The sequence below is a fragment of the Kribbella capetownensis genome (genome assembly GCF_004331485.1).
Taxonomy (GTDB): Bacteria; Actinomycetota; Actinomycetes; order Propionibacteriales; family Kribbellaceae; genus Kribbella; species Kribbella capetownensis.
The window spans coordinates 386156-412542 of the sequence record NZ_SJKD01000003.1 but is presented as its reverse complement, the minus strand read 5'-3'; the positions used below and the strand labels follow the sequence as shown (position 1 = coordinate 412542).

Genomic DNA, 26387 nt, shown 5'->3' with positions numbered 1-26387 from the left:
CCCGCATCAGTCCTGCGGTTGGCGGGGGCCTCTGGCAGGCCGGAATGCCAGCAGTTCGACCGGCTGCAAGGGCTCAGGTCCGATCCGTTCCCGCAGCCGGCGAACGAACTTCGGCCCAGGACCGGTCCGCCGGTAGATGTAGCCGGCGACACTGGGCTCGACGTGCTCGAGCCGCTCGACCACGGTGACGTGGTCCCGCACCGGTTCGCCGGGGCCGAGGACGACGACGGTCGCATCGGAGTCCTGCACCAGCTCGACGGCGTTCGCCGCTGTCAGCACCGCGGGGCTGTCGATCAGGACGAGTTCGAACGACTCCTTGGCCTCGGCGATCAGCTTCCCCACCGCTTCGGCGTACGCCGTGCCGCTGGTCCGCCGCACTCGGGCGGGGCCGGCCCGGAGGACGGTGACGTCCGCGTTGAGTGGGCTCGGCTCGATGCAGTCCGACACCGGACAGCACCCGGCGACGACCTGCTCGAAGCCGTCGGACTGCGGGCTGCCAGGGAGAAGCAGACCAGTCAGGGCGCTCGCGCCCGCATCGGCGTCCACCGCCAGTACTGGCGTCCCGCTTTCGGCGACCGCCAGCGCGACGTTGGCGACGACCGTACTGCGCTCGGATCCGCTCTCGGCCGAGACGAAGACGACGGCCATCCGGTGGTCCTGGGCAGAGCGCAGGCGCTCGACCGACCCCGCGGTGAAGCGGAACGCCTCGGCTGCCGCGGACTGCGGATCGGCGGCCATCGGCAGCGGATGGGCGGTCGCCGACAAGGTCGACCGGATCCGGGTCCGGGCGGTCGGGGGGATGTCACCGAGGAGGGGCGCGTCGTAGATGGCAACCGGATCGAGGCGGTCGTCGAGACACCGCCGGCGGCCGGCCCGCAGATAGGCCAGCACGGCACCGAGGGCGAGGCCGGCGATCAGCCCGATCGCACCGGAACGCTTCGCGTTGCCGTTGATCGGCAGCTGCGGTTCGGCGGCCCAGGTGACGGTCGGGTGGGTGGCCAGGGCCAGCTGCAGGTCGACCAGTGTCTGGGTTCGCTGGTTCTGCAGGTCATTGCGCTGGCCTCGGGTCCGGGCGTCGTCGATGGCTCGCTGGACAGCTGCGACATCGGCCGCACCTTGAGCCGCGATGGCGGCGGACCGGGCGTCGTCGAAGGCTCGGAGTACTGCGTTGACACCGGCCTGGGCGACCTTGCTGCTCGGCCAGGTGAAGGTCAGGGCGACGATGCTGGAACCGAAGCCGCCGGGCGTGGCCTGCTCCGGCGGCGTGATCTCCAACGAGCTGTTCTCGCCCGTGAAGTCGCGCCGGGTCAGCAGGTTCTCGTTCAGCTCCGCGTTGGCGAAGCGGACCGCGCGGTCGGCGACCTCCTGGGACTGCAGCAGCAGGACCTGACTGTCGAAGTACTGCGTGCGGGCCTCACCCTCGGCGAGGGTGCTCTGCGGCACCGTGACCGTGGCGTACGCGCGGTAGATCTCGGCTTGCGTCATCGAGTACCCCACCGCCGCCACCGCCGTCAGCACCGCGATGACCGTGACCATCACCCAGTAGCGGCGTACCGCACTGAGGACAGTCGGCTCAAAGCGCGCTTGCTCGATTCCGGTGGCCTTCATGGCCTCACCTCAGTCGCTCCCCTGGACTTCGGTGCACTCCCCAGAAAATGCTCCCCTTCGGAGGATGATAGACGGAGAGTGGCCGGAATTGTGCGGTTCCCCAGAATATCTCACGCTCCGTAAACGAAACCGCCCAGTCTGCCATATGGTTGCAGAAACCAACTATCTACGTATATAGTTGGGTTATGCAACTAGCCCAGGAACCCCTCGTCCCGGGGGTAGAGCGGGACGCGTCGGCCCAGGAGCTGCTCGAAGGAGTCAGCTCGCTGGTACGGGCCGTGCGTTGTATCGAGCATCGGCATCTGACCCCTGACGGCGGGCTGCGCCGCTCCGACGCGAGCGTGCTCAAGGTCCTGCTCAGGGACGGCGAGCAGCGCGGCGGCGAGATCGCGGCCAAGCTCGGCGTCGATGCGTCGGTGGTGAGCCGGCAGCTGACCGCGCTGGAGGCCGACGGACTGGTGAGCCGTCGACCGGATCCGGCCGACGCCCGGGTCGGGCTGGTCAGTCTGGCCCCCCACGGCAAGGCTCAGCTGGAGGCCCTGTACTCCACCTACACCCAGCAACTTCGAACTGCCCTGGCGGACTTCGACGACGACGCGCTCCTTGTCGCTGCGGAAACCATGCAGCGGATCGCCCGCGCCATCACCGACGCCGCCACGGGCGTGAGGCGTTCTCAACCAACAGGAGACTGATGACTGTCACCGAGACCCGGCGTGCGCCTGTGCCCACCGCGCCGGAACTCACCCACCGCGAGATCCTCGAGATCCTGATCGGCCTGCTCGCCGCGCTGTTCACAGCGATGTTGAGCTCGACCATCGTCAGCAACGCCCTGCCGACGATCATCGCCGAGCTGCAGGGGACCCAGACGCAGTACACCTGGGTGCTGACGGCGAGCCTGCTGGCCACCACGGTGTCCACGCCGATCTGGGGCAAGCTCTCCGACCTGATGAGCAAGAAGCTGCTCGTCCAGCTGGCGATCTCGTTGTTCGTGGTCGGGTCGGCACTGGCCGGCATGGCCCACAACGTGCCGTTCCTGATCGGCGCCCGGGTCCTGCAGGGCCTCGCGATGGGCGGCCTGATGGCGCTGGCCCAGGCGATCATCGGAGCGGCGATCCCGCCGCGCAGCCGCGGCCGGTACTCGGGCTACATGGGTGCCGTGATGGCCGTCGCGACCGTGAGCGGTCCGCTCATCGGTGGCGTCATCGTCGACACCTCGTGGCTCGGCTGGCGCTGGTGTTTCTACGTCTGCGTCCCGCTGGCCGTGGTCAGCCTGGTCATCCTGCAGAAGTACCTGCACCTGCCACTGATCAAGCGCAAGGTCCGGATCGACTACCTCGGCGCGGTGCTGATCAGCATCGCGGCCAGCCTGCCGCTGCTCTGGGTCACCTTCGCCGGTCACGACTTCGCCTGGATGTCCTGGCAGTCCGCGCTCTTCGTCGGCGGCACGCTGCTGGTCGGCTTCCTCGCCGTGGTGGTGGAGAACCGGGCCAAGGAGCCGCTAGTTCCGCTGAAGGTCGTGCGGGAGCGGACCACCGCGCTGGCGATCGTGGCCAGCCTGGCGGTCGGCGTCGCGATGTTCGGCAGCGCGCTGTTCCTCGGCCAGTACTTCCAGATCGCCCGCGGCTACAGCCCGACCGAGGCCGGTCTGCTGACCATTCCGATGATGCTGGGGTCGTTCCTCGGCTCGGTCGGGTCCGGTCAGATGATCACCAGGTTCGGCAAGTGGAAGCGCTACTTGGTTGCCGGTGGCATCCTTCTGGTCGGCGGCCTGGTCGTGCTCGGCACGATCGACCACACCACGCCGTACTGGTACGTCGGACTCGGCATGCTGGCGATGGGCCTCGGCATGGGGATGACCATGCAGAACCTGGTCCTCGCCGTACAGAACACCGTCGACGTCTCGCAGATCGGTGCGTCGAGCGCCACGGTCTCGTTCTTCCGCAGCCTGGGTGGTGCCGTCGGCGTGTCGGCCCTGGGTGCCGTCCTCGCGGTCCGGGTGCAGGATTCGATCGTCGCCGGTCTGCTCGCCACTCCGGGCGGCGCCGACGCCGCGCGCAAACTGCAGGAGGGTGGCTCCGGCAGCACCAGCCTGCTGGATGTCGGCCACCTGCCGGCGCAGCTCGCGGAGCTCGTCCGGCAGTCGTACGGCGATGCGACCGGGCGGATCTTCCTGATCGCGGCCGCCTGTGCGCTGGTCAGCCTGATCGCGGTGCTGTTCATCAAGGAGGTCCCGCTCCGGCTGACGGTCGCCAAGGTCGACGACGTCGAGGATCTCGCCGACCGCGCGGTCCACGACTAGAACTCAGGAGGCTCGAGACCGTCGAGTTCGCGGGTGCGAATGTTCGGCGAGCCGACGAGCCACAGGACGGCCAGCAGGCCGCCGGCCGCGGAGACGAGGAGGGTTGCCCGGACACCGATCCAGGTGCCGAGCAACCCGCCGACGACCGCGCCGAGCGGCCTGATGCCGTAGTTGATGGTGCTGTAGGCCCCCGACACCCGGCTCCGCATGTAGTCGTGCGTGACGGCGGCCTGCAGCGAGTTGTTCGGTATGTCGAAGCACATCACCGCGAACGCGCCGACGAACTCGGCTGCCGCCAGCGCGGTGGCCTTGACCCAGGTCGGGCCGTCGGCGAACGCAGCGATCGCGATGGCGCCGGGGAAGACGACGGCACCGGCCGCGATCAGCGGACCGACGCCGAAGATGCGGCTGAGCGGTGAGGCGGAGACCGCGCCGAGCAGCCCACCCGCCGCACCGATGCCGAAGGCGATCCCGATCGTCCCCGCGGACAGCTCCAGCTCCCGGCTGGCGAACAACACCAGCAAAGCGGTGCTGATCAGGTTGAAGAAGTTGACTGTGGTCGAGCAGGCCAGGCTGCGGCGGAGATACGGGTGCCGCAGCAGGTAGCGCATGCCGGCGCGGGCGCGGCGCAACAGCGGCTCCGCTGTCTGGTCCGATGCGGCCGGGATCATCTTGATCCGGCTGATCTGGAGGGCCGAGAACGTGAAGGTCAACGCGTCGACGACGATCGCGACCGGTGCGGTCAGCCACTGCACGAGCAGGCCGCCGAGCGCGGGACCACCCATGAACGAGATGGACCTGGTCGCGGACAGCTTGCTGTTGGCCTCCAGGAACTGATCCCGATCGACCAGTGCGACGAAGAACGACGCGTACGCCGTGTTGAACATGACATGCGCCGTACCGGCCAGGATCGCGATCACGTAGAGCTGGCCGAGGGTGAGCAGGTCCAGCCAGTACGCCGCCGGCAGCGAGAGCAGCAGGACGGTCCGGGACAGGTCGGCCGCGATCATCAGCGGGCGCTTGTCCCGGCGATGGTCGACCCACGTGCCGATGAACAGCGACGCGAGGTTCGGCAGCCAGACCGCCGCGGTCAGGAACCCGACCTGACTGGGTGAGGCGTTGAGCATGGTGACCGCGATCAGCGGCAGTGCCAGCTCGGTGATCCGGTCGCCGAACTCCGACACGCCCTGCGCGGACCAGAAGGTCCGGAACCGGCGGTCCCGCCAGAGGCTGGTGGCGGACAGCGTACTCACGGTGATCCCTCCGGCGGAGTTGTTGCTTCGGGCAACGTCATCCGCAGGTACCGGACCGAGCCGGCCTCCGGTGGCGTCTCGCCGTCGTCGCGACGCTGGACGTACGGCGCCAGCAGTTGCTCGATCGCGGATTCGATCTCCTCGGCCTCCGCCGGTGTGATGACCAGCCGGGTGTTGGCGGACCCGGCGACGCGGCTCCACCCGGGCTCGAGTCCGGGCTCGGTCTCGGCCAGCCACTGCTGCACGGCCTCCAGTGACTGGTTGATCATCTCGGCGCGGAGCAGCCGGCCGGCCTGTGCGCCCTCCGGAGTGTCGGGCATCTCGTAGCGGAACCCACGCGAGACCGCGCTCCACCAGCGCTGCCGCCGGTCCGAGCCGCCGTCCGGGGGAGGCCCGTCCACCACCAGCCCGAAGTTCGCCAGGTGCCGCAGATGCCAGCTGGTGACCGACGGCGATGCGCCCACGTGCTCGGACAGCTGGGTCGCGGTGGCGGGGCCGTTGCGCTGCAGCCAGCTCAGTGCGGCCAGCCGGACCGGGTGAGCCAGCGCCCGCATCGCCTGCGGGTCGATGATCTCGAAATCGCCGTACGGATTTCTGAGAGACATATTTCGAGAGTAATCTCTCAGATCTTGCGACGGCAAGGCCTGGCACTCTGGTCGGGGTGGCGCGAAACTTCTCCGGACCGGGATGGAACCGGGCGGGGTGGTGGCGCGTGTTAGCGGTGTGACGACCCGTTCGGGAGGTGCGCGGCGTGCACGACAGCGACGGAGACCCGGCTGCCGACATGGCGGCGCTGTACCGCCGGACGTGGCCGCGGCTGATCGGTCTGCTGGTGTCCATCGGCGGATCGCGGGCCGACGCCGAGGAGGTCGCCCAGGATGCGTACGTGAAGCTGCTCGGCCGCTGGGACTCGATCCGCCGGTACGACGACCCGGACGCCTGGGTGCGTGCGGTCGCGGTCCGGACGATGGTCAGCCGCTTGCGCCGGCAGCAGGTGGCGACACGTGCACTGGCGAAGCTCCGCGGCCGGCCGGCCGCCGTCGAGGGCCCGGATGGTGACGCACTGGATGTCGCTGCCGCCCTGGCGCGGATCACGCCCGAGCAGCGGGCGGTCGTCGTACTGCACCACGTGATGGATCTGCCGGTGGAGCAGATCGCCGAGGAACTGCAGGTCGCGCCGGGCACGGTCAAGTCCCGCCTGGCGCGGGCGCGGCAGGCCCTGGCGCCACTGCTCACGGTCAAGGAGGTGTCCGAGCATGCGTGAAGCCCTGATGGAGTATGTCGACGAGCTCACGCCTGCCGAGGCGCCGCCGTTCGAGTACGTCGAGCGCACGGCCCGGCAGCGTCGTCACCGGCGCCGGGTTGTGCTGGCTGCGGTGGCGGCGGTTGTTGTGGTCATCGGGGGAGTCGCCGCCACTGTTGGCCTACCGCGCGCGGGCGAGGAGCCGGCCGGGCCGGAGACGACCACGAACTCCCTCGACGACGGTCCACCGCCGAGCCGATTCCAGGTCGGTACGACGGTCATGGTGTTGCAGGGTGAGATCGGGGTGATGTCCGCGACGCCCGTACCGGACCACCCGTCCGTGCTGATGGTGAGCGTCGGACCCGGCATGGGTGTTCCGGAGCCGTGTGTGCCGAGTACGGTCGTCCGCATCCTGTCCCAGGACAGTGACTCGGTCCGGATCGCGGCGTATCGCTACACCGCCGTCGCTGAACAGCCGGAGACCCGGCACTGCAGGCCGTCCACCGGTGCGATCGCCCTGGACCTCGACCTGCGCACTCCAGTCGGCGACCGCACTGTCTACGCGGGCAGCAGCGGCCAGCGCGTCGTCCTGAACTGACGCCTCGCCGGGGTGGACCGCGACCACCCCGGCGAGACGTCTACACGGTCTTGCGCCAGATGTCGCTGATCAGGTCCGGGCTCATCCCGACCGAGGTATAGACGGCGACGGCGGGTGTCGGGTTGCTGCTGTCGACGTGGAGGATCGTGCCGGAGCGGCCGGCGGCGGCGTCCACGGCGAACGCGTCGTGCAGCAGGAACTTCGCCAGCCCGCGACCACGCGCCGCCGGTACGACGGCCAGTCGCCCGATATAGCCACAGTTGTCGGTGTTCACGAAGTTGTCGTTGCACTCGGTCACGGCCACCGCCTGCCCGTCGAGCTCGACCGTCGTCAGCTGCGACCAGTCGAACGTCGAGCGGCTCTCCCGCGACGCGAACCACTCGTCGTACGGGCGTGGATCGGCCCCGGCCTGCCCGCGGAACGCCTCCACCAGTACGGCGTGCGCCGCCCGGCGACTGCGGTCGTCGAAGGCCCCGCGTCGTACCGTCGCGCCGTCCGGCGGCGTCGGCGCCGGGACCTGACCGTCGAAGTTGATGCGCATCCGGTGCACCGACGTACCGATGGTGAAGCCGCGGGCTGCGAAGATCTCCGGGAGCAGTTGGTCCTGACGGATCACGCCGACACTCGCCACGACCTCGCCGGTCGCGCCGTCGGACGCCCGCTGCACGGCCCGGTCGAGGAGCCACTCGACGATGGCCGGGTTCTCACTCAGCACCTCGAGATTCGCCCGGGTCCGGTCGTTGTTCGCGGCCGCGGTCGCGGAGCCGGCGAACTCGCCTGCCGCGTCCGTCACGACCCAGCCGTCGGTGGCCGGGTCGAAGCCCGGGTCGCGCAGGTAGTTCGCCACGTCCTCGACGCTGTGCTTCGCGAATCCGATCAGCGCGCTGGTGTAGGCGCCGGAGTGTTCGGCGATCAGCGCGGCGTCTTCCACTCGCATCGGGCGGACGGTGTAGCCGGCGGGCAACGTCATGCGACCTCCACCTGCAGCCGCCAGACGTCGATCACCAGTGAGGCCGACATGCCGACCGACAGATAGAGGCCGAGGGCGGGCGTCGGGTTGTTCGTGTCCACGTGCAGGATCGTCCCAGCCAGCCCGGCCGCGGCATCCAGCGCGAACTGATCTCGCAGCAGGAACTTCGCCAGTCCTCGCCCGCGTGCCTCCGCGACCACACCCAGCCGCCCGATGTAGTTGCAGTTCTCGTCCTCGAGGAACTGGTCGGTGCACTCCCGGAACGCGACCACCTTGCCGTCCAGTTCGAGCAAAGTAATCTGCGACCAGTCGAACGACGACTGGTTCTCGTGCGACGCGTGCCACTCCTCGAAGGTCCGTGGGCTGAACCCGAACTGGCCCGCGAACGACGAGTTCAGTACGTCCTGAGCCGCCCGTCGGCCCGCCTCGTCCGGAGCGCCCCGACGTACCGTGATCCCGGCCGGTACCGCGGGAGCCTCGACCGGTCCGGCGTGATCGATCCGCATCCGGTGGTACGTCGTACCGGTCACGAAGCCGTACTCCGCGAGGCGCGCGCGGCGGGACTGGTCGGCGCGGTAGACGCCGACGTCCAAGGGCACGGAGGCGTGCCCGTAGGCGGCCGCGATCTCGGCTGCGCGCCGGGTCAGCTCGCCGAGCAGGTACGCCTCGACGATCGGCTCGGCCGTGACCACGTAGGCATCGAGCTGGCGGCGGTCGCCCTTGCCGTAGATGGTGGCGAAGCCGGTCAGGTGATCGCCGTCGAAGACCAGCCAGCCGTCCGTCGCGGGCTCGAAGCCGGGTGCGGTGAGCTCGTCGACGACGTCGTCGAGGGTGAAGTCGGCGAAACCGATCACTGCCGTGTTGCAGGTGGCGACCAGCTCGAAGACCGCTTCCGCGTCCTCCTTGGCCGGCGGTCGGACGGAGTACGTGTCAGGCAGTACGGCGGTCATCCCCACATCGTGGTGAACGACCGCCGTACTGTCGAACCGATTAGACCGATCAGCAGGCCTTCTCCCACTCGAGGTCACAGGTCGTCTGAGTGGTCCGCAGGGTGTTCGGGCTCACCGCGGCGGGCGGTGCCTGGTCGCTCCACGACGCGAGCGTGATGCCGACGGCGTCCTCGATCGAGCGCGGGCTGTCCAGGTAGTTGTTGCTGATCATCGAGAACACCAGCTTGCGGCCGTCGGCGTTGCTGACGTAGCCGGACAATGCCGTCACGCCGGTGAGCGAGCCGGTCTTGCCGTGCAGGTTGTTCGCGGCCGGGGTGTTGAGCATCCGGCTGCGCAGGGTGCCGCCGACGAAGCGTTCCGGGTTCCCGGCGATCGGCAGGCCGTCGTACCACTGCTGCCACCACGGCTCCTTCTGGACGCCGATCAGGATGTCGGTGACGCTGTCCGCGGTCACGTTCACCTTGCGGGACAGGCCGGAACCGTCGGAAAGCCGGATCCGGCTGGTGTCGACGCCGACGCTCTTGGCGTAGTCGGTGACGATGCCGAGACCCGCGGACCAGCTGCCCTTGGCCTCGACCACCGCGCCCATCGCTTTGACCAGCGTCTCGGCGTGCATGTTGTTCGACAGCTTGAGGAACGGCGTCATCAGTTCGCCGACTGTCATCGACTCGTCCCGGGCCAGCCGACGGGCGGTGGCGGGGGAGGCGGCGTTCTTGATGTGACCGTCGACCCGGATGCCTTCGGCCGCGAGCGCGCGCTCGAACACGTCGGCCGCGTAGAGCTCCGGCTCCCACACGGTCACCCACTCCTGGCCGACCGAGGCACCGAGCGGGACCGAGCCGGTCACCCGGACGATGTTGGTGCCGTGGTCGCGCTCGATGCTGAGCGTGTTCGACGTCCCGGCCGCGCCGGTCTTCGCGGTGTTGACCAGCTTGAGTACGCCGTTCCCCGGAACGAGCGTGAGCTTGACGGGTGCTCCGACCGCCGCACCGGGCCGGCTCTCGACGATCGCCGTACCCGAGTCGTAGTCGGTGTTCGGAGCGAGCGTGAGGGCCGAGATCTGGGCCGAGTAGTAGAACGGCTCGTCGTCCCAGGCCCAGCTGTCACCCAGCCGGACGTGGTCGAAGTAGGTGTCGTCGGCGATCAGGTCGCCGTCGACCCGGCGGACACCGGCCGCGCGGAGCTGCTTGGCCAGTCCCACGTAGTCGGATTCGAGCGCGGTCGGGTCGCCGTACCCCTTGAGGTAGAGGTCCCCCTGCAGCTTCCCGCCGCGAACCGGCGCGGTCGCCAGGACATCGGTGTGGAAGCGGTACGACGGGCCGAGTGTGTGCATCGCGGCCGTCGACGTGAAGAGCTTGGTGTTCGAGGCGGGCAGCATCCGCTGATCGCCGTTCCGGTCGTACAGCGTCTCTCCGGTCGTCGCGTCCCGGACCACCAGCGCGACCTGCGACCCGTCGTAGCGGGCATCGTTCAGCAGCGTGTCCAGCTGTTGCTGCAACGCCGTTTCCTGTGCTGCTCCTTGCAGCATGGCCGGTGCTCCGGTCGACTGTGACACCACACCGCCGACGGCCGCTGCGACAACGGCGACGGCGGCGACCACCCCGCGCCCCGACACTCTCGGTAAATAGCTCACGAGAACTCCCTCAAACCCAGGCGGAAACCAACAGCGGGAGTCTGTACCCCGGATCGCTCCAGGTCCAGGGATTGGCGCGAATCCGCTCTGTCCATCCAGGTGAATCGATGGAAAACTGTTCCGCACAGGTTCCGCCCCACCTGAGGAGTACCGATGTTCCGACGACTTCTGGTGGCCGCGCTGGCCGCACTCAGCCTGCCCGCTCTGCTCTCGGCGCCCGTGCAGGCCGCACCCCAGCGGACAGCCGCGGCGGTGTTCCCGGCCGAAATCATCGGCGAGGACTTCCCCGATCCGGACGCCTTCGAGCAGAACGGCACGTGGTACGCGTACTCGACGAACAACGGCCGCGGGCATGTGCCGGTGGCCAGTGCACCGAGCGCGAGCGGGCCGTGGACCATCCGCGGCGACGCCATGCCCGGTGGGCCGTCCGCGGGCTGGGCGCAACCCGGCCGCACCTGGGCACCGGACGTCTACGCGAACCCGGACGGCACCTACACCCTCACCTACACGGCCTGGCACAAGGCGTCCGGCCGACAGTGCATCGGCGTCGCGACTGCGACCTCACCGCTCGGCCCGTTCAACCCGGTCGGCAGCGCGCCGCTCATCTGCCCGCTCGACCTCGGTGGCGCGATCGACGCGAACACCTTCGTCGCCAACGACGGCACCCGCTACCTGGTCTGGAAGAACGACGGCAACGCGATCGGCCAGCCGTCGACGCTCTGGCTCACCCGGACGGCGAACAACGGTACGACGCTCGCCGGCGGGAACACCGCGCTGCTGACGTCCAGCGGGATCATCGAGGCGCCGGATCTGGTCCAGCGTGGCAGCCAGTACCTGCTGTTCTTCTCCGGCGGCGGGTACACCGACTGCAACTACCTCACGTCGTACGCGACGTCGCCCGGTCTGAACGGCCCGTGGACCACCGCGTTCCGCCCGCTGATGACGACCGGGACCTTCGACAAGCACATCTGCGGGCCGGGTGGCGCTGACTTCGTCGGGGACAAGGTCTTCGTGCACGGATGGGTGAACGGGTCGCGGCACCTGTACGTCGCCGACGTCGGCTGGGCGAACGACTACCCGGTCGTCCGGGGCAGCCGGGTCCGATACGAGGCTGAGCGCGGCACGCTGAACCACTGCCAGGTCCGCGCGAACGCCGCCGGTGCATCGGACGGCAAGGTGGTCGCCTACGTCGATTTCGCGGACTCGTGGGTGGAGAACTCGGTGTTCGCGCCGGTCACGGGCGGTTACACCCTGCACGTCGGCTATGCGAACGGCTCGGGTGCCACTGCCAGCCACGGCCTGGTTGTCAATGGCAACAACCAGGGATCGGTCAGTTACCCGGTCACCGGCTGGGACAACTGGCAGCAGAGTTCGGTCCAGGTCACCCTCAACGCCGGCTGGAACACCATCCGCCTCACGAAGGGCGATCTCTACACCGAGGTCGACTACCTCGAACTGCAGTAAAGCGCCGCCTTCGGCGGTGGTGGGGGGCATCAGTAGGCTGCCGGGTCAGGGAATCACCCGGCGGTACCCCGGGTCCGACCCGGGAACCACCCGTCCAGGGCGTGGCGCGGTGCAACTGTGCTGCAGCCTGCCTCGTACCCTCGGTACAGCACTGCAGGACGGACGGGGAGCACGAAGGCGGCAATGGCGAAACCACCTGAGCAGATCTCGGATCGGCGGCGGCAACGGCCGTTCTGGCTCGACCTGCGCCGTACCGGCCGGGGACTGCAAGCGATGCTGCTGGGCGGTCTCCTGTCGCTGATCTCGCTCATCATCACGTTCTGGACGCTGCCGCAGATCAGCAGTGACGGCCGGCTGCCGATCCTGCGCCTGGTCCTGCTGCTCGCGCTGTTCAGCATCGTGATGCGCTGGGTGCTGGCCGGAGTCGCGATCCTGATCGGGTCGATCGGCGTACTGGTCGGCGGGCTGCTCTCGCAGTTCGGCGTCGTCTACCTCGGCATCACGGTGGATCCCGGCGTGACTCTGCACGGTGGTGTCGGCGCTCCGCTGCTGGTCGCGGTCGTGATGGCCTCGGTCAGCGCCTTCGTCGGCTGGATCGCGTACGCCGGGAGCGACGACGCGTACGTCGCCGAAGTGATGCGAGTCGTGCACCGGAGAGCGCGGAAGATCCAGGCGGCGCCGAAGACGGGGATGCTGATCATCCAGATCGACGGGCTGTCCGCTCCGTTGCTGAACTGGATGGTCCTGGCCGGCAACCTTCCCAACCTGGGCGGCTGGATCCGGGACGGCAAGCATTCGATGGTCGGCTGGCACACCGGCGTACCGGCGACGACCCCGGCCAGCCAGGCCGGCATCCTGCACGGCGGCTCGAGGCACATCCCGGCGTTCCGGTGGTACGAGAAGGAAACCGGCCGGGTGATGGTGACCAACCGGGGCCGGGACGCGGCCGAGATCGAGACCCGGATGTCGACCGGGCGCGGCCTGCTCGCCGACGGCGGCGTCAGCATCAGCAACAACTGGTCCGGGGACGCGGACAAGTGCGAACTGGTCTTCAGCCGGGCCGCACTGCCGAACAGCCGCAGCCGGGGCTACGTGCGGTTCTTCTCCAGCCCGCAGGGCGCCGCGCGCGGACTGATCCTGTGCTTCGCGGAGATCTTCAAGGAACTGCACCAGGCGCGGCGCCAGCGGGTTCGCCACCTGGTCCCGCGGGTCAAGCGCGGTGGCGCGTACATCTTCCTGCGCGCGATCACCAACGTCCTGCTGCGCGACCTGAACGTCTCGCTGATCACCGACGAGCTGGTCAAGGGCACGCCGGTGATCTACTGCGACTTCGTCGACTACGACGAGGTCGCGCACCACGCCGGGCCGACCCGGGCGGAGTCCCTGCAGACGCTGGAGGGTCTGGACCGGGTGCTCGGTGCGCTGCAGCGGATCATCGACACCCTGCCGCACTCGTACGAGATCGTCGTCCTGTCCGACCACGGCCAGAGCCAGGGCTCGACCTTCCTGCAACGGTACGGCCGGACCCTGACCGAGGTCGTCGACGACCTGGTCGACACCACCAAGGAGCCGGTCGCGGCGGTCGGCAAGGCCGAGGGCTGGGGACCCGTGAACGCGTTCCTGACCGAGCTGAGCCTGCGACGGAGCGTGGCGGGCTCGGTGACCCGGAAGGCGCTGCACGGCAAGGCGTCCCGCGGCGAGGTGGAGCTCGGTCCGAAGGACTGCGAGCCGCCGGTGGCCGCCGACGAGCAGATGGTGGTCACGGCGTCGGGCAACCTGGCTTTGCTCTACCTCGCGACCACACCCGGGCGGGTGCCGCTGGAGGAGATCGAGCTGCTGCACCCCAAGCTGATCCCCGGTCTGGCCACTCACCCTGGCATCGGCTTCGTGGTGGTCGACTCGCTGGCCGAAGGGCCGGTGGCGATCGGCGGTGCGGGGGTTCACGTCCTGAGGACGGGCCGGATCGAGGGCACGGACCCGTTGACGCCGTTCGGTGAGCACGCGGCGGCGTCGCTGCTGTGGCAGGCGGAGATGCCGCACAACGGGGACATCGTCGTGGTCAGCAGGCTGGACGACTACACGCACGAGGTGGCGGCGTTCGAGGAGCTGGTCGGGTGCCACGGCGGCATCGGCGGCTGGCAGACCGACGCCGTCCTGGTGCACCCGAGTCGTTGGGTGCTGGCTGAGCCTCCCGTAGGCTCCGACGCGGTCCACAGACTGCTGATCAGCTGGCTGGAGCTCCTGGGCCATCGCAAGGACCTGGACCAGCAGGTCGAGACGAGTGTGGAGGCCTGACGCGTGCGGATCACCTGGTGGGGGCACGCCACCACCACCATCGAGGCGGACGGCACGCGGCTCCTGACCGACCCCGTCCTGACCTCGCGCATCGCTCATCTGCGTCGGCGCCGTGGACCGGCACCGCTGCCCGGTGCGAGCCGGTGTGACGCCGTACTCGTATCGCACATGCACTCCGACCACCTGCACCTGCCGTCGCTCGCGCTGGTCGCGCCGGACGCCGCGCTGGTCGTGCCGCGGGGATCGGCGAAGCTGATCCACCAGGACCAGGGTGCCGCGCTGTCGGACCGCTGCATCGAGGTCGCCCCGGGCAACCAGGTGCGCATCGGTTCACTCGACATCACTGCGGTGACTGCCCACCACGACGGTCGCCGGCTGCCGTGGTCGTCGTACGCCGGACCTGCTCTCGGCTACCGCGTGGACACATCGCCGAGTGTCTGGTTCGCCGGCGACACCGATCTGTTCGACGGTCTGGCCGCGGAGGCCGGTCCGGTCGACCTGGCCGTGGTTCCCGTCGGGGGTTGGGGGCCGTCGCTCGGTGAGGGTCACCTGGATCCGGTCCGCGCCGCGGACGCGGTTCAGCGGGTCGGGGCCACGACGGCGGTGCCGGTACATTTCGGGACCTTCTGGCCGATCGGGTGTGACTGGCTGAAGCCGGAGCTGTTCCTGCCACCGGGGGAGAGGTTCAAGACCGCGATGGCCGAACTGGACCCCGCGGTGAACGTCGAGCTCCTGGTGCCCGGCGAGTCGACCGAGGTCCGCGGATGAGCGGCGACACGCGCTTCGACCTCTGGTACCTGTTCGCACTCGCGGGAGCGGTTCTGATCGGAGCGGTGCTGCCGGTGCTGCCGACCGGCGCGGCCGTCTCGGCCGGTGCCGTGCTGGCGTCGCACAGCAACCCGATCGGGCTGGTCGGCGTCCTGATCGCCGGCGCGGCCGGTGCGTACGTCGGCGACCTGATCGTGTACGCCGGTTGCCGGTTCGGCGGAGAGCGGCTGGCCAAACGCATCGGCTGGCTGCGCGACAACGCCTCGCTGGATGCACTGCGCGACCGTCTGGCCGACCACGAGATAGGTGTGTTGCTGACGTCCAGGCTCATCCCGGGCGGCCGGGTTCCGGTGCTGCTCGCGGCCGGGCTGGCCGGGTATCGCTGGGAACGGTTCGCGGTGGTGGACCTGGCCGCGTCCTCGCTCTGGGCGGCGGTTTACATGGCGATCGGACTCCTCGGCTTCGCCTTGTTCGACGAGCCGTGGCAGGGCGTGCTGGCCGCGATCGTGCTCGTCGTACTGACCACCGTGCTCAGCAGCCTGGTCCAGCGCGCGCGTCGGCGGCGCCGGGCGAAGTCAGACGCCGAATGACGCGCTGCGGAGTCGCTCGACCAGCTCCGCGTCACCCTCGAGCTGGACGTCGGCCACCTGCTGGCGGCCCATGCAGAACAGCACCAGCTCGGCCGGATCGCCGGTCACCGTCACGGACCCGCGCTCGGTGGGTCGCTTGGCGACGGACGTCGTACCGTCGGGGCGTCTGAGCACCACGCCGCTCGGGGCCTTCCGGAGGAACGACTTCGCGCCGAGCCGGACGCCCTTCCACAGGCCCTCCTGCTGCTCGGCCGGCAGCGTGCGGACCTGGTACGACGGCTGGGCCCGGCGGACGTCCTCGTGGTGCACGAAGTACTCGGTGGTGTTGAGCTGGTGGCCGAGCTTCGGGAACGCGTAGATCGAGGCTCGGGGCGGGCCGTTGCGGACTTTGTCGACGACCTCGGTGAAGCTGTAGCGCCCCTTCGCCCGCGCCATCCGCCGCGCGGTGGTGTCCGACAACGCCGGAATCATGATGCCCGGCCCGGCCATCGGATCGGCCTCCCGCACATACAGATGCACGGCGAGGTCGTACGTCAACCACCCCTCACACAGCGTGGGCTGATCAGGCCCGAGCTGATCGAACAGATCACACAGAGCAAGTCGTTCTACCCGGCTGTAGTCGGTCACGAACTCGATCCTAACTTCAACTACTACTTGCTTCTTCTCTTCATCCTCCACAGGCGACCTGAGGAAAGAAAAGAAACAGGAAGGGGCGCGGGGAATGGCAGAATGTCAATCGTTGTCATGTCTATGCCTGGTGTTCGCACCTGACTGCCCTGGAGAGTGCCTTGCAGCCGAAAGTCCCCGACAAGGGAAGCGTCACCCGGCGGGGGCTCGCGGTTCTGCGGGTCGCGATCTGGGAGGAGCCGTGGATCTTCGCCTTCTCCGTGCTCGCCGCCATGCTCTACGGAGCGATGACCGTGGCCGGTGGCTGGGCGCTGGGCTGGGCGACCGATCACGTCCTCCGGCCCGCCTTCGAGAGCGGCCACACCACCTTCGGCTCGATCGCCTCGCTGATCGGGTTGTTCATCGGGATCGCCATCCTGAACGCGATCGGTGTGGTCGGGCGGCGACTCGGGGCCGGCGTGATGCAGTTCCGGCTGCAGGCGACGTACCGCCGCCGGGTCACCCGGCAGTACCTGAAGCTTCCGCTCGAGTGGCACCACCAGCACTCGACCGGCATGTTGCTGTCGAACGCCAACGCGGACGTGGAGTCGACCTGGTTCGTGATCGCTCCGCTGCCGATGGCGATCGGTGTGCTCGCGATGCTGGCGTTCGCGACCGTGGCGATGTTCGCGGCCGATCCGTGGCTCGCGCTCGTCGGCTGTCTGGTGTTTCCGCTGGTGTTCGTGGCGAACGTGATCTTCCAGCGCTACCTGCAGCCGCTCGCCACCCGGGCGCAGCAGCTCCGCGCTGACGTCTCCGAGGTGGCGCACGAGTCGTTCGACGGCGCACTGGTGGTGAAGACGCTGGGCCGCGAGGCCGCCGAGACCGAGCGCTTCCGGGAGCCGACGTACCAGCTCCGGGACGCGAACATCGCGGTGAACAAGGCCCGCGGCCTGTTCGACCCGGTGATCGACGGTCTGCCGCGGCTGGGTGTTCTCGCAGTACTGCTGGTCGGCGTCGCCCGGGTGCGGTCCGGTGGGGCGGACGCGGGTGACGTGGTCCAGGTGGCGTTCCTGTTCACGCTGATCGGCTTCCCGATCCGCGCGCTCGGCTGGGTGCTCGGTGAGTTGCCGCGGTCGGTCGTCGGCTGGGACCGGATCCAGCGGGTGCTGACCGCCGAGGGCGGGATCGAGTACGGCGAGGCGCGGCTGACCTCGACGAAGGCGGCCCGGTTGCAGGTGGCCGGCGTACGGTTCGGGTACCTGCCGGACCGCGACGTACTGGCCGGAGTGGACTTCACCCTCGACCCCGGACGGACCGTCGCGATGGTCGGTCCCACGGGCGCCGGGAAGTCGACGATGACCACGCTGCTGATGCGGCTGGTCGATCCGGAGCAGGGCGCGGTCAAGGTCGACGGGGTCGATCTGCGGGACCTGGCCCGGGACGAGCTGGCCGGATCGGTCGCGCTGGTGGCGCAGACCGCGTTCCTGTTCGACGACACGATCCGCGGCAACATCACGCTCGGTGGCGACTACAGCGACGAGGACGTCTGGGACGCGCTCCGGATCGCCCAGGGCGACGGCTTCGTGAAGCAACTGTCGGACGGTCTGGACACCAAGGTCGGCGAGCGCGGTACGACGCTGTCCGGCGGCCAGCGGCAACGCATCGCCCTGGCCCGCGCGCTGGTACGGCGTCCTCGGCTGCTGATCCTGGACGACGCGACCAGCGCGGTCGACCCACAGGTCGAGGCACGGATCCTGGCCGGGCTGCGGTCCGCCGTACAGGACGCCGCCGCGGCGACGACCGTGCTGGTGATCGCGTACCGGAAGGCGACGATCTCGCTCGCCGACGAGGTGCTGTTCCTCGACGAGGGCCGGATCGCGGCGCAGGGCACGCACACCGAACTGCAGGAGACGTCGGCCGCCTACCGGGATCTGGTCGACGCCTACGAGAAGGACGCGGAGCGCCGCCAGGAAGAGGCGGAGCTGGCCGCGGAGATCGACGATCTGGACTCGGAAGGAGCATCCGCGTGAGTGCGGCAGAAGCCAGCCGGTTGGACCATGGCGACGACGCCGGTGGTCTCGAGACCCTGCGGCAAGGGCTGAAGGTGTCGCCCGAGCTGGCGAACGGGTGGTGGGTCACCGGGATCCTCGCGCTGACGATGACCGCCGGGCGGATCGTCGTACCGATCGCGGTGCAGCAGACGATCGACAAGGGGCTGTCCGGTCCGGGCGGAGCGGACCTGTCGTACGTCGCCTGGATGTGCGTAGTCTGCACGCTCGGCATCCTCGTCACGGCCGGAGCGTCGTACCTGACCACCGTGCGGCTCGCGATCAACTCCGAGAACGGGCTGGCGACGATGCGGATCAAGGCGTTCCGCCATGTGCACGACCTGCCGGTGCTGACCCAGAGCACCGAGCGGCGTGGCGCACTGGTCAGCCGGGTCACGTCGGACGTGGACACAGTGTCGCAGTTCCTGCAGTTCGGCGGGTTCATCTTCCTGGTCAGCATCGGGCAGATGCTGCTCGCGACCGTGGTGATGTTCGTCTACTCCTGGCAGCTAGCGCTGGTGGTGCTGCTGTGCTTCATCCCGCTGTTCGCCAGCCTGAAATACCTGCAGCGGGCGATGTCGAAGGCGTACGGCATCGTCCGGGCCAAGGTCGGCGAGATGTTGTCCGCGGTCGCCGAGCCGGTGGTCGGCGCGCAGGTGGTCCGCGCGTACGCGATCGAGAAGCGGACGCAGGACCGGATCGACACCTCGATCGAGGACTACCGGCGGCAGGCGACGAAGGCCCAGGCGCTCACGGGGGTGACGTTCTCGATCGGTGGTCTGGCGGCGGGTCTGGCCAACGCCGGCGTGCTGTCGGTCGGTGTGCTGCTGGGTGTCGACAAGCAGGCGACGCTGGGCGAGCTCCTCGCGTTCATGTTCCTGGTCGCGCTGTTCTCCGACCCGGTGCAGATCGCGACGCAGGTGCTGACCGACGCGCAGAGTGCGTTCGCCGGGTGGCGGCGGGTGCTCGGCGTGATCGCGACCCCGGCCGATGTGGTCGACCCGGGAGAGTCGGGGGTGAAGCAGCCGCGCGGGCCGATCACGGTCGAGTTCGCGGACGTGGACTTCGCCTATCCCGAAGGCGATTTGGTCCTGCGCGATGTCGGCGTACGGATCGAGCCGCATCGGCGGGTCGCGGTGGTCGGCGAGACCGGGTCGGGCAAGACGACGTTCGCGAAGCTGCTGACCCGGTTGATGGATCCGACCTCGGGTTCCGTGCTGCTGGACGACGTGGATGCGCGCGAGATCTCGTTCGAGTCGCTGCGCGAGCGGGTCGTGATGGTGCCGCAGGACGGCTACCTGTTCGACGCATCGCTGGCCGAGAACGTGCGGTTCGGGCGGCCGGAGGTCACGGACGCGGAGCTGCTGACGGCGTTCGAGTCGCTCGGCCTGACGGACTGGCTGGAGTCGCTGCCGGACGGCCTGGACTCGCCGGTCGGGCAGCGTGGTGAGTCGCTGTCCGCGGGTGAGCGTCAGTTGGTCGCGCTGGTCCGGGCGAACATCGCGGACCCAGACCTGCTGGTGCTCGACGAGGCGACGTCAGCTGTCGACCCCGGCACCGAGGTCCGGGTCAACGCGGCGTTGGAGCGGCTGATGGCCGGGCGTACGTCCGTCACCATCGCGCACCGGTTGTCGACCGCGGAGGCGGCCGACGAGGTGCTGGTCTTCGACAACGGGGAGATCGTGGAGCGCGGCGCGCACGCGGAGCTGGTCGGCGCCGGCGGAGTGTACGAGCGCCTGCACGACAGCTGGATCGCGCAGCGCAGCGTGGCCTGACCGCTGGACGGAGGGATGGAGCCGGGACCCGGGAGGATGGGTCCCGGCCGCACCCACGGTCATGCTCAGGAAGTCGGGGCCGAACCGTTCTGCTGGCCGGCTCCCGGCTGCGGCACCAGCAGGAACTCGACACCGCCCTTGTCGTCGACCGCCGCGTCCAGGATCTTGTCGTCCAGGGCGTTCGCGGCGTTCTGCTCCAGGAACACGCGTGCTCCGGCCTCTTCCACCACCTGGTCACCGGGCCGCGGCGCCTCGGTCGTCGTCACCGCGAGCGCCGGATCCGCGGGGTTCTCCTGCGAGATCCGCACCCCGGCCCCCTCCGGCGCGCCCTCGACCCCCGTGATGCTCTTGATCACCAGAGTCGCGTTCTCAGTCAGGGTAAGCACAGCCCACTCCATCCGTCGGTTTCACTGAGCCCGCCCCGTGCCCGATCCCCCCGAACGCAAACCCCACCCCTGTGACTCGCCACCTTGAGCACCCACCAACCACAATCGGCGCCGAAATATGGTCACCCCGTGCTCAAAGTCCGCGCTTCGGCTGACTTTGTGTACCCACCAGCCACGGGTTCACGTCGTACGTGGTCGAGCGGTGCTCAAGGTAGGCGTTGGCGGCTTAAGCGGCGTGGGACGAGGGTGGTGGAGAGGGCTGTGGGGCGCGCCAGGTGGGGGGTTCGCCGGGGCGGTTTTGGCCGCGGTGGAAGGCTGCTCGGAGCCGGGCGAACAGGTCTGACCTGGGGTCGACTGCGTCTTCCCAGCCGAAGTGGACGAGTTCGATACCGCGGTCGCTCAGCCGCTGGTCGCGTCGATGGCTCCGGCGCAGGAGGCGTCGGCGCTCCGTGGCGCTGCCGGCCTCGTATTTCGCGAGCCCATCAGCTTCCGCCACCGTCCGGTACGTCGGCCACCAGAAGTCGACCCGCTCAGGCATCCAGACGACGCCGTCGAAGAACTGGGCCTGGAGGACGGGTGCGGGCAGCCCCGCGGCGGCGAACGCGACTCGGACGATCGACTCCAGCGCCGACTCCGATCTCGGGTCGCCGAAGCCGATCGAGGCACGTGCCCTCCCGATCCCGGGCCAGCGATGCTGACGTCCGACGACGGCTTCGAGCTCGGCCCGCGTCGTACCGATCGCCAACGCATGATCGACGCTGACGATCGCCTCACGAAGCGGCAGTTCCCGGGCGAGGTCGACGACTGTTCTGGCCACGCTCGTGACCGGCAGGCGCTGGTTTCGCGACAGATCGGCAGTTGTCAGCCCGGCACGTCGTACGACGATGTCCCGGCGGCGCTGGTTGCGTTTGGCCGCGGGCGGTCTGGTCAGCCACACGGCTTGCTCCGGCGGGCTGGAGCGACGTGCGGCATCAATCCAGGTCCGTACGCCGGCCAGCCGCGCCGCACTGAAGTGGCTGACCACCGAGCCCGGATACGCGGCCTGAGCGCAGACGATCCTCGCGGTCTCCTCGTCGACGGCCCCGTCGAGATAGTGCCCGTGGCGGCGTTGGAGCTGGCGGTTCCGGAGCAGACGGCGCAGGTCGGCATCGCTGAGCCCGAGCCCCAGCAGCATCGCTCGGCGCTGAGCCGTCAGGCGAGTCGCCAGCAGCCGCCCACGCACCCCGTCCCCGAGTCGATCCACCGACCCAGACTGCACCGCCGTACCCCACGCCGCACTCCACGTCTCGCTCGCCTGTGGACAACTACGCCACCTTGTGCTCGGGGTGGCTGTATCTCGGTGGCCGATTGTGGTTGGTGGGTGCTCAAAGTGGGAGTCGGCGGAAACCCGGGTGCGGCGGAAACGTGGGTGCGGAGTGTCGGTGGGGTGGTGTGTGATGCCGGTATGGCGATTGTGTTGGGGACACCGGCGGTTGATGAGTTGGGCAACGTTGTGCGGGCGCTGCGCGAGTGGCAGGACGATGCGGCTCCGATCCAGTTGCATCCGGGGGATCTCGGGTGGTTCTGGCGGTTCGGAGCGGAGCGGACGGCAGCGGCCACCAGGACGTGGAGCCGCGACGGCGACGTCGTCGCGGCCGGGATGCTCGACGAGCCGGAGCTGATCCGCCTGGCGATCAGGCCGGACCTGCAGCACGACGAGGAGCTCGCACAGCAGTTGGCCGAGGACGTCTCCGCGCCGGAGCGCAATGTCCTGATCGAGGGCAAGGTGTACGTCGAGGCCCCGATGGGCTCGCTCGTCCAGGACCTGCTGTTCAAGGACGGGTGGATGACGGACGACCCGTGGGTGCCGTTGCGTCGCGATCTGAGCGAGCCGGTGCCGGATCCCGGCCTGCGCGTCGACGTGATCGGAGCCGAGGAGGCGCACGAGCGGACGGGCGTGCAGCGGGCGTCGTTCGACGGATCGACGTTCACCGACGCGCGCTGGCACGCGATGGCCGACGGCGTGCCGTACGCGGACGCCCGCTGCCTGGTGGGGCGCAACGAGATCGGTGAGTCCGTGGCCGCAGTCACCGTGTGGTCGGCGGGAGAGGGCAGGCCCGGGCTGCTGGAGCCGATGGGCGTGCACCGGCTGCATCGAGGCCGCGGCTACGGCCAGGCCATCACGGTCGCGGCGGCGCGAGCCCTGCAGGACATGGGCTCGTCCAGCGCGATCGTGTGCACGCCTGGCTTCAACGTCGGAGCCGTCGCCACCTACAAGGCGGCCGGCTTCGAGCAGTTGCCGGACAAACGCGACCTGTACCGCAACGACTAGGCGGCCGCGTCGTCGGCGGCCCGGAGTACCCGGAGGATGTTGCCACCGGCAAGCTTTGCCAGCTCGTCATCGCTCCAGCCGCGATCGGCGAGAGCGGTGAACAGCGCCGGGTACGACGACACGTCCGGGAGCTCGACCGGGAACTCCGGGCACCCGTCGTAGTCGCCGCCGACGCCGATGTGGTCGACTCCGGCCACCTCGCGCACGTGCTCGACGTGTTCGACCACATCGGCCAGCGTGGCGAGCGGCTTCGGCGTGCCGTAGATCTCGGCCAGCCGCTTCCGGGTCTCCGGCTCGTTCGGGTCCAGGCCCTGCTTCTCCGCCGCCTCGCGAGCGCTCGCGACCCAGTCGACGTACGCCTGGGAGACGAAGTACGGGACGAAGGTGACCATGCAGACGCCGTCGTTGCGCGCGAGTGTCTCGAGGACGTCGTCCGGTGCATTCCGCGGTACGTCGCAGACCGCCCGGGAGGAGGAATGGCTGAAGATCACCGGTGCGCTGGTCACCCGCAGCGCGTGCCGCATGGTGTCGGCGGAGACGTGCGACAGGTCGACCAGCATGCCGATCCGGTTCATCTCCCGGACGACCTCCTCGCCGAAGTCGTTCAGTCCGCCGAGCACGGGCTCGTCAGTCGCGGAGTCGGCCCAGGACACGTTGTTGTTGTGGGTCAGCGTCATGTACCGGACTCCGAGCTCCCGCATCACCCGCAGTACGCCGAGGGACTCGCCGATCGAGTGGCCGCCCTCCATCCCCATCAGCGAGGCGACCCGGCCGGCCTTGATCGCCGCGTCGACGTCGGCGGCGGTCGACGCCAGCTGCAGCGCGTCCGGGAACCGCTCCACCAGCCGGAGCACGAAGTCGAGCTGCTCGAACGTCCGGCGGACCGAGTGCTCGTCCTGCGGGACCCACAGCGACCAGAACTGTGCGCCGACCTGTCCCTCCCGCAGCCGTGGCAGATCGGTGTGCAGCTGGGGAACCGAACCGCTCAGGTCGTGTGCGTCCAGGTCGTAGTCGCACAACTCGTGGAACGCGATCGGCAGGTCGTTGTGCCCGTCGATCACCGGCTGCGCCGTCAGGACGTCCCGGACCCTCGCCTCACTCGATGTCATCTCGCCATCCTGACAGATTCTGCCCGCGGTCAGGCGGCGGCCGTGCATCGGCGACAATGGGTCGGTGAGCATCGACGAGCTGACCTTCGACGCGGCCGGGCTGATCCCGGCAGTGGTGCAGCAATACGACACGCGCGAGGTCCTGATGGTGGGCTGGATGAACGCCGAGGCGGTACGCCGTACCGCGGAAACCGGACGGAGTACGTTCTGGTCCCGCAGCCGGCAGCAGTACTGGGTCAAGGGCGAGACCAGCGGCCATCGTCAGCACGTCAAGCAGATCCTCGTCGACTGCGACGCCGACACCCTGCTGGTGCTGGTCGACCAGGAGGGCCCGGCCTGCCACACCGGCACCCGCAGTTGCTTCGAGCACGGCGAGATCGAGGTCAAGCCGTGAACCAGAGCGTCACCGAGACCACGATCGCGAAGGAAGCCGTGAACAGCCCCAGCCTCGAGACCTTCCGGGAGTACGCCAAGGACCGCCGTGTCATCCCGGTGACGCGCCGGCTGCTCGCGGACGCCGAGACGCCGATCGGTGTCTACGGCAAGCTCGCGGCCGAGCGCGAGGGCACGTTCCTGCTCGAGTCGGCCGAGAACGGCGGGGTCTGGTCGCGCTACTCGTTCATCGGTGTCCGCTCCGCCGCGACCCTGACCGAACGCGACGGCCAGGCCGTCTGGACCGGCAACCCACCGGTCGGCCTGCCCGAGACCGGTGACCCGCTGCAGGCGCTGCGCGAGACGCTGGAGATCCTGCACACGCCCCGCCTGCCCGACCTGCCCCCGCTGACCGGCGGCATGGTCGGCTTCCTCGGGTACGACGCCGTCCGCCGGCTGGAGCGGTTGCCGGACACAACGACCGACGACCTCGGCCTGCCTGAGCTGACGTTCCTGTTCGCCACCGACCTGGCCGCGCTCGACCACGAGACCGGCGAGATCTGGCTGATCGCGAACGCGGTCAACTGGGACGACTCCGACGAGCGGGTCGACGAGGCGTACGCCGATGCGGTCCGCCGCCTCGACGCGATGGAGGCGGACCTCGCCCAGCCGACACCGTCGTACGTCGTCCGCGCGGACCGCGGCGCGCAGCCGGATCCGCACCGCCAGCGGTCCAGCGCCGAGTACCGGGAGGCTGTGGAGCACGCCAAGGAGGAGATCCGGGCCGGGGAGGCGTTCCAGATCGTCGTGTCCCAGCGGTTCGAGCTGCAGAACACCGCGTCCGCGCTGGACGTCTACCGGGTACTGCGCCGGTCGAACCCGAGCCCGTACATGTACCTGGTCCGCCTGGATGGCTTCGACATCGTCGGCTCCAGCCCCGAAGCGCTGGTGAAGGTGACCGAGAACAAGGTGATCCTGCACCCGATCGCCGGCACCCGCCGCCGCGGCGCCACGCCGGAGGAGGACCACGCGCTGGAGGAGGAGTTGCGCGCCGACGCCAAGGAGCGCGCCGAGCACCTGATGCTGGTCGACCTCGGCCGCAACGACGTCGGCAAGGTCTGCGCGCCGGGCACGGTCGAGGTGGTCGACTTCATGGACGTCCGCCGCTACAGCCACGTGATGCACCTGGAGTCGACGGTCACCGGCCAGCTGGCCGCTGGGCGGACCGCGTTCGACGCGCTCACCGCCGCGTTCCCGGCCGGAACGTTGTCCGGGGCACCCAAGCCGCGGGCGATGGAGATCATCGACAAGCTCGAGGTGACCCGGCGCGGCGTGTACGGCGGCGTGGTCGGCTACCTGGACTTCGCCGGTGACGCCGACACCGCGATCGCGATCCGGACCGCGGTCCTGCGCGGTACGACGGCGTACGTGCAGGCGGGTGCGGGCATCGTCGCCGACTCCGACCCGGCCGCCGAGGACGCGGAGTGCCGGACCAAGGCGGCCGCGGTGCTGAACGCCATCGCCGTCGCGGGAACGTTCAGTGATGTGTGATGAAGCCGCAGCGACTGGTTGACCTGCTCGCACTGATTGGGCTCGTCCTGCTCGGCTTGTCGGCGTACCTGACCTGGTCGTCGGCCGATCCGGGCAGCGGGCGGCCGGTCGTGGACTTCAACGGCTACACCGTCACCAAGGCGCCGGTGACACTGGCGCTGGCGTCGCTGGTCGCGGTCGTGGTCACCAAACTCGCCGGTACGGCGCTGCGGCGCGTGCTGGGTGCTCTCGTGCTGCTGATGGGTGCGGGCGCCATCGGTGTCGCGCTGCAGGTGCGACCGGGCTCGGACGAGCTGGGCCGGATCCGCCCGGAGCTGAGCCAAGCGCTCACCGACCACGTGTCCGTGACCGGAGGTCCGGCTCCGTGGTTCGCGCTGGCCGGGGGAGTGGCGCTGATCGGGGCGGGCCTGATCGCCTTGCTGACAGCGCATCGCTGGCGCCGCGCGACCGCTCGCTACGAGCGTGATCCGGCCGCCACACCGGCCGATCAGTGGAAGGCGATCGACGCAGGAGAGGACCCGACTCTCTGAGCTCGGCGGGCTACCGCCACAATAG

At 69.4% G+C, this 26387-nt stretch carries 24 protein-coding genes; 14 read left to right on the top strand and 10 right to left on the bottom strand.

Annotated elements, in window-relative coordinates:
* Positions 1-6 precede the first annotated feature (6 nt).
* The gene (locus E0H75_RS16675) at positions 7-1608 is read right to left on the bottom strand and encodes a Wzz/FepE/Etk N-terminal domain-containing protein (protein WP_131514453.1); all 1602 of its coding nucleotides are present in this window, start codon (positions 1606-1608) and stop codon (positions 7-9) included.
* Between the two features lie 185 nt (positions 1609-1793).
* Here E0H75_RS16675 and E0H75_RS16670 point away from each other — a divergent pair, with 185 nt between their 5' ends.
* Both E0H75_RS16670 and E0H75_RS16665 read left to right on the top strand, forming a co-directional pair.
* A complete protein-coding gene (locus E0H75_RS16670; protein ID WP_131514452.1) occupies positions 1794-2300 on the top strand; it encodes a MarR family winged helix-turn-helix transcriptional regulator in 507 nt (168 codons plus the stop codon).
* Positions 2300-3907, top strand: coding sequence for an MDR family MFS transporter (locus tag E0H75_RS16665; RefSeq protein WP_131514451.1), 1608 nt, complete (start codon positions 2300-2302; stop codon positions 3905-3907). The genes E0H75_RS16670 and E0H75_RS16665 overlap by 1 nt, the downstream gene beginning before the upstream one ends.
* On the opposite strand, the gene E0H75_RS16660 is transcribed toward E0H75_RS16665, so the two are convergent.
* Both E0H75_RS16660 and E0H75_RS16655 read right to left on the bottom strand, forming a co-directional pair.
* Complete coding sequence (locus E0H75_RS16660; protein WP_238163066.1) at positions 3904-5160, bottom strand: MFS transporter; 1257 nt, start codon at positions 5158-5160, stop codon at positions 3904-3906. The two genes, E0H75_RS16665 and E0H75_RS16660, sit on opposite strands and share 4 nt — an antisense overlap.
* Positions 5157-5765, bottom strand: a complete 609-nt coding sequence (locus E0H75_RS16655) for an ArsR family transcriptional regulator (protein WP_131514450.1) — start codon at positions 5763-5765, stop codon at positions 5157-5159. Before E0H75_RS16655 ends, E0H75_RS16660 begins: the two co-directional genes overlap by 4 nt.
* Positions 5766-5911: 146 nt before the next feature.
* Between E0H75_RS16655 and E0H75_RS16650 the strand changes: the two genes are divergently transcribed.
* Entirely contained in the window at positions 5912-6424 is a 513-nt protein-coding gene (locus tag E0H75_RS16650; RefSeq protein WP_131514449.1) for an RNA polymerase sigma factor, read from the top strand.
* Positions 6417-7001, top strand: a complete 585-nt coding sequence (locus E0H75_RS16645; RefSeq protein WP_131514448.1) for a cell wall synthesis protein CwsA — start codon at positions 6417-6419, stop codon at positions 6999-7001. Before E0H75_RS16650 ends, E0H75_RS16645 begins: the two co-directional genes overlap by 8 nt.
* Positions 7002-7041: 40 nt before the next feature.
* On the opposite strand, the gene E0H75_RS16640 is transcribed toward E0H75_RS16645, so the two are convergent.
* From E0H75_RS16640 to dacB, 3 genes are read right to left on the bottom strand one after another with little or no spacing between them, the layout of a single operon-like run.
* Positions 7042-7971, bottom strand: coding sequence for a GNAT family N-acetyltransferase (locus E0H75_RS16640; RefSeq protein WP_131514447.1), 930 nt, complete (start codon positions 7969-7971; stop codon positions 7042-7044).
* On the bottom strand, positions 7968-8921 hold the full coding sequence (locus E0H75_RS16635) for a GNAT family N-acetyltransferase (protein ID WP_131514446.1): 954 nt from the start codon (positions 8919-8921) through the stop codon (positions 7968-7970). The genes E0H75_RS16640 and E0H75_RS16635 overlap by 4 nt, the downstream gene beginning before the upstream one ends.
* Positions 8922-8970: 49 nt before the next feature.
* Positions 8971-10554, bottom strand: a complete 1584-nt coding sequence (gene dacB / locus E0H75_RS16630; RefSeq protein WP_131514445.1) for a D-alanyl-D-alanine carboxypeptidase/D-alanyl-D-alanine endopeptidase — start codon at positions 10552-10554, stop codon at positions 8971-8973.
* Positions 10555-10707: 153 nt separating this feature from the next.
* Here dacB and E0H75_RS16625 point away from each other — a divergent pair, with 153 nt between their 5' ends.
* From E0H75_RS16625 to E0H75_RS16610, 4 genes are all read left to right on the top strand, one after another.
* Positions 10708-12018, top strand: a complete 1311-nt coding sequence (locus E0H75_RS16625; RefSeq protein WP_131514444.1) for a family 43 glycosylhydrolase — start codon at positions 10708-10710, stop codon at positions 12016-12018.
* Between the two features lie 183 nt (positions 12019-12201).
* Positions 12202-14313 (top strand): alkaline phosphatase family protein, encoded by a 2112-nt coding sequence (locus E0H75_RS16620; RefSeq protein WP_131514443.1) that lies wholly within the window; start codon positions 12202-12204, stop codon positions 14311-14313.
* Between the two features lie 3 nt (positions 14314-14316).
* Positions 14317-15081 carry an MBL fold metallo-hydrolase gene (locus tag E0H75_RS16615; protein ID WP_131514442.1) on the top strand — a complete coding sequence of 255 codons (765 nt, stop codon included), beginning with the start codon at positions 14317-14319 and terminating at the stop codon, positions 15079-15081.
* The gene (locus tag E0H75_RS16610; RefSeq protein WP_131514441.1) at positions 15078-15671 is read left to right on the top strand and encodes a DedA family protein; all 594 of its coding nucleotides are present in this window, start codon (positions 15078-15080) and stop codon (positions 15669-15671) included. The genes E0H75_RS16615 and E0H75_RS16610 overlap by 4 nt, the downstream gene beginning before the upstream one ends.
* Here the strand turns inward: E0H75_RS16610 and E0H75_RS16605 are convergent.
* The gene (locus E0H75_RS16605) at positions 15657-16298 is read right to left on the bottom strand and encodes a TIGR03085 family metal-binding protein (RefSeq protein WP_131514440.1); all 642 of its coding nucleotides are present in this window, start codon (positions 16296-16298) and stop codon (positions 15657-15659) included. The genes E0H75_RS16610 and E0H75_RS16605 overlap by 15 nt on opposite strands.
* Positions 16299-16459: 161 nt before the next feature.
* On the opposite strand from E0H75_RS16605, the gene E0H75_RS16600 reads away from it, so the two are divergent.
* Both E0H75_RS16600 and E0H75_RS16595 read left to right on the top strand, forming a co-directional pair.
* A complete protein-coding gene (locus E0H75_RS16600) occupies positions 16460-18310 on the top strand; it encodes an ABC transporter ATP-binding protein (protein ID WP_131514439.1) in 1851 nt (616 codons plus the stop codon).
* Entirely contained in the window at positions 18307-20103 is a 1797-nt protein-coding gene (locus E0H75_RS16595) for an ABC transporter ATP-binding protein (protein ID WP_131514438.1), read from the top strand. Before E0H75_RS16600 ends, E0H75_RS16595 begins: the two co-directional genes overlap by 4 nt.
* Before the next feature lie 65 nt (positions 20104-20168).
* On the opposite strand, the gene E0H75_RS16590 is transcribed toward E0H75_RS16595, so the two are convergent.
* Together E0H75_RS16590 and E0H75_RS16585 are read right to left on the bottom strand one after the other, a co-directional pair.
* Positions 20169-20489, bottom strand: a complete 321-nt coding sequence (locus E0H75_RS16590; protein WP_131514437.1) for a Fe-S cluster assembly protein HesB — start codon at positions 20487-20489, stop codon at positions 20169-20171.
* Positions 20490-20715: 226 nt separating this feature from the next.
* On the bottom strand, positions 20716-21732 hold the full coding sequence (locus E0H75_RS16585) for a hypothetical protein (RefSeq protein ID WP_131514436.1): 1017 nt from the start codon (positions 21730-21732) through the stop codon (positions 20716-20718).
* Between the two features lie 201 nt (positions 21733-21933).
* On the opposite strand from E0H75_RS16585, the gene E0H75_RS16580 reads away from it, so the two are divergent.
* Positions 21934-22800 (top strand): GNAT family N-acetyltransferase, encoded by an 867-nt coding sequence (locus E0H75_RS16580; protein WP_131514435.1) that lies wholly within the window; start codon positions 21934-21936, stop codon positions 22798-22800.
* On the opposite strand, the gene E0H75_RS16575 is transcribed toward E0H75_RS16580, so the two are convergent.
* A complete protein-coding gene (locus tag E0H75_RS16575) occupies positions 22797-23909 on the bottom strand; it encodes a dipeptidase (protein WP_131514434.1) in 1113 nt (370 codons plus the stop codon). The genes E0H75_RS16580 and E0H75_RS16575 overlap by 4 nt on opposite strands.
* 64 nt (positions 23910-23973) lie before the next feature.
* On the opposite strand from E0H75_RS16575, the gene hisI reads away from it, so the two are divergent.
* From hisI to E0H75_RS16560, 3 genes are read left to right on the top strand one after another with little or no spacing between them, the layout of a single operon-like run.
* Entirely contained in the window at positions 23974-24303 is a 330-nt protein-coding gene (gene hisI, locus E0H75_RS16570) for a phosphoribosyl-AMP cyclohydrolase (RefSeq protein ID WP_131514433.1), read from the top strand.
* Positions 24300-25832: an anthranilate synthase component I gene (locus E0H75_RS16565; RefSeq protein WP_238163065.1), complete on the top strand. Its 1533-nt coding sequence runs from the start codon at positions 24300-24302 to the stop codon at positions 25830-25832. The genes hisI and E0H75_RS16565 overlap by 4 nt, the downstream gene beginning before the upstream one ends.
* Positions 25832-26362 (top strand): Trp biosynthesis-associated membrane protein, encoded by a 531-nt coding sequence (locus E0H75_RS16560; RefSeq protein ID WP_131514432.1) that lies wholly within the window; start codon positions 25832-25834, stop codon positions 26360-26362. The genes E0H75_RS16565 and E0H75_RS16560 overlap by 1 nt, the downstream gene beginning before the upstream one ends.
* The last annotated feature ends 25 nt before the right edge of the window (positions 26363-26387 follow it).

Bases quoted from the DNA above. Each gene is read 5' to 3' on its own strand.
- E0H75_RS16620 (WP_131514443.1), top strand. From the start codon at position 12,202: ATGGCGAAACCACCTGAGCAGATCTCGGATCGGCGGCGGCAACGGCCG.
- E0H75_RS16665 (WP_131514451.1), top strand. From the start codon at position 2,300: ATGACTGTCACCGAGACCCGGCGTGCGCCTGTGCCCACCGCGCCGGAA.
- E0H75_RS16645 (WP_131514448.1), top strand. From the start codon at position 6,417: ATGCGTGAAGCCCTGATGGAGTATGTCGACGAGCTCACGCCTGCCGAG.
- E0H75_RS16640 (WP_131514447.1), bottom strand. From the start codon at position 7,971: ATGACGTTGCCCGCCGGCTACACCGTCCGCCCGATGCGAGTGGAAGAC.
- E0H75_RS16670 (WP_131514452.1), top strand. From the start codon at position 1,794: ATGCAACTAGCCCAGGAACCCCTCGTCCCGGGGGTAGAGCGGGACGCG.
- E0H75_RS16580 (WP_131514435.1), top strand. From the start codon at position 21,934: ATGGCGATTGTGTTGGGGACACCGGCGGTTGATGAGTTGGGCAACGTT.
- E0H75_RS16610 (WP_131514441.1), top strand. From the start codon at position 15,078: ATGAGCGGCGACACGCGCTTCGACCTCTGGTACCTGTTCGCACTCGCG.
- E0H75_RS16675 (WP_131514453.1), bottom strand. From the start codon at position 1,608: ATGAAGGCCACCGGAATCGAGCAAGCGCGCTTTGAGCCGACTGTCCTC.
- E0H75_RS16560 (WP_131514432.1), top strand. From the start codon at position 25,832: ATGAAGCCGCAGCGACTGGTTGACCTGCTCGCACTGATTGGGCTCGTC.
- E0H75_RS16575 (WP_131514434.1), bottom strand. From the start codon at position 23,909: ATGACATCGAGTGAGGCGAGGGTCCGGGACGTCCTGACGGCGCAGCCG.
- E0H75_RS16655 (WP_131514450.1), bottom strand. From the start codon at position 5,765: ATGTCTCTCAGAAATCCGTACGGCGATTTCGAGATCATCGACCCGCAG.
- E0H75_RS16625 (WP_131514444.1), top strand. From the start codon at position 10,708: ATGTTCCGACGACTTCTGGTGGCCGCGCTGGCCGCACTCAGCCTGCCC.
- E0H75_RS16635 (WP_131514446.1), bottom strand. From the start codon at position 8,921: ATGACCGCCGTACTGCCTGACACGTACTCCGTCCGACCGCCGGCCAAG.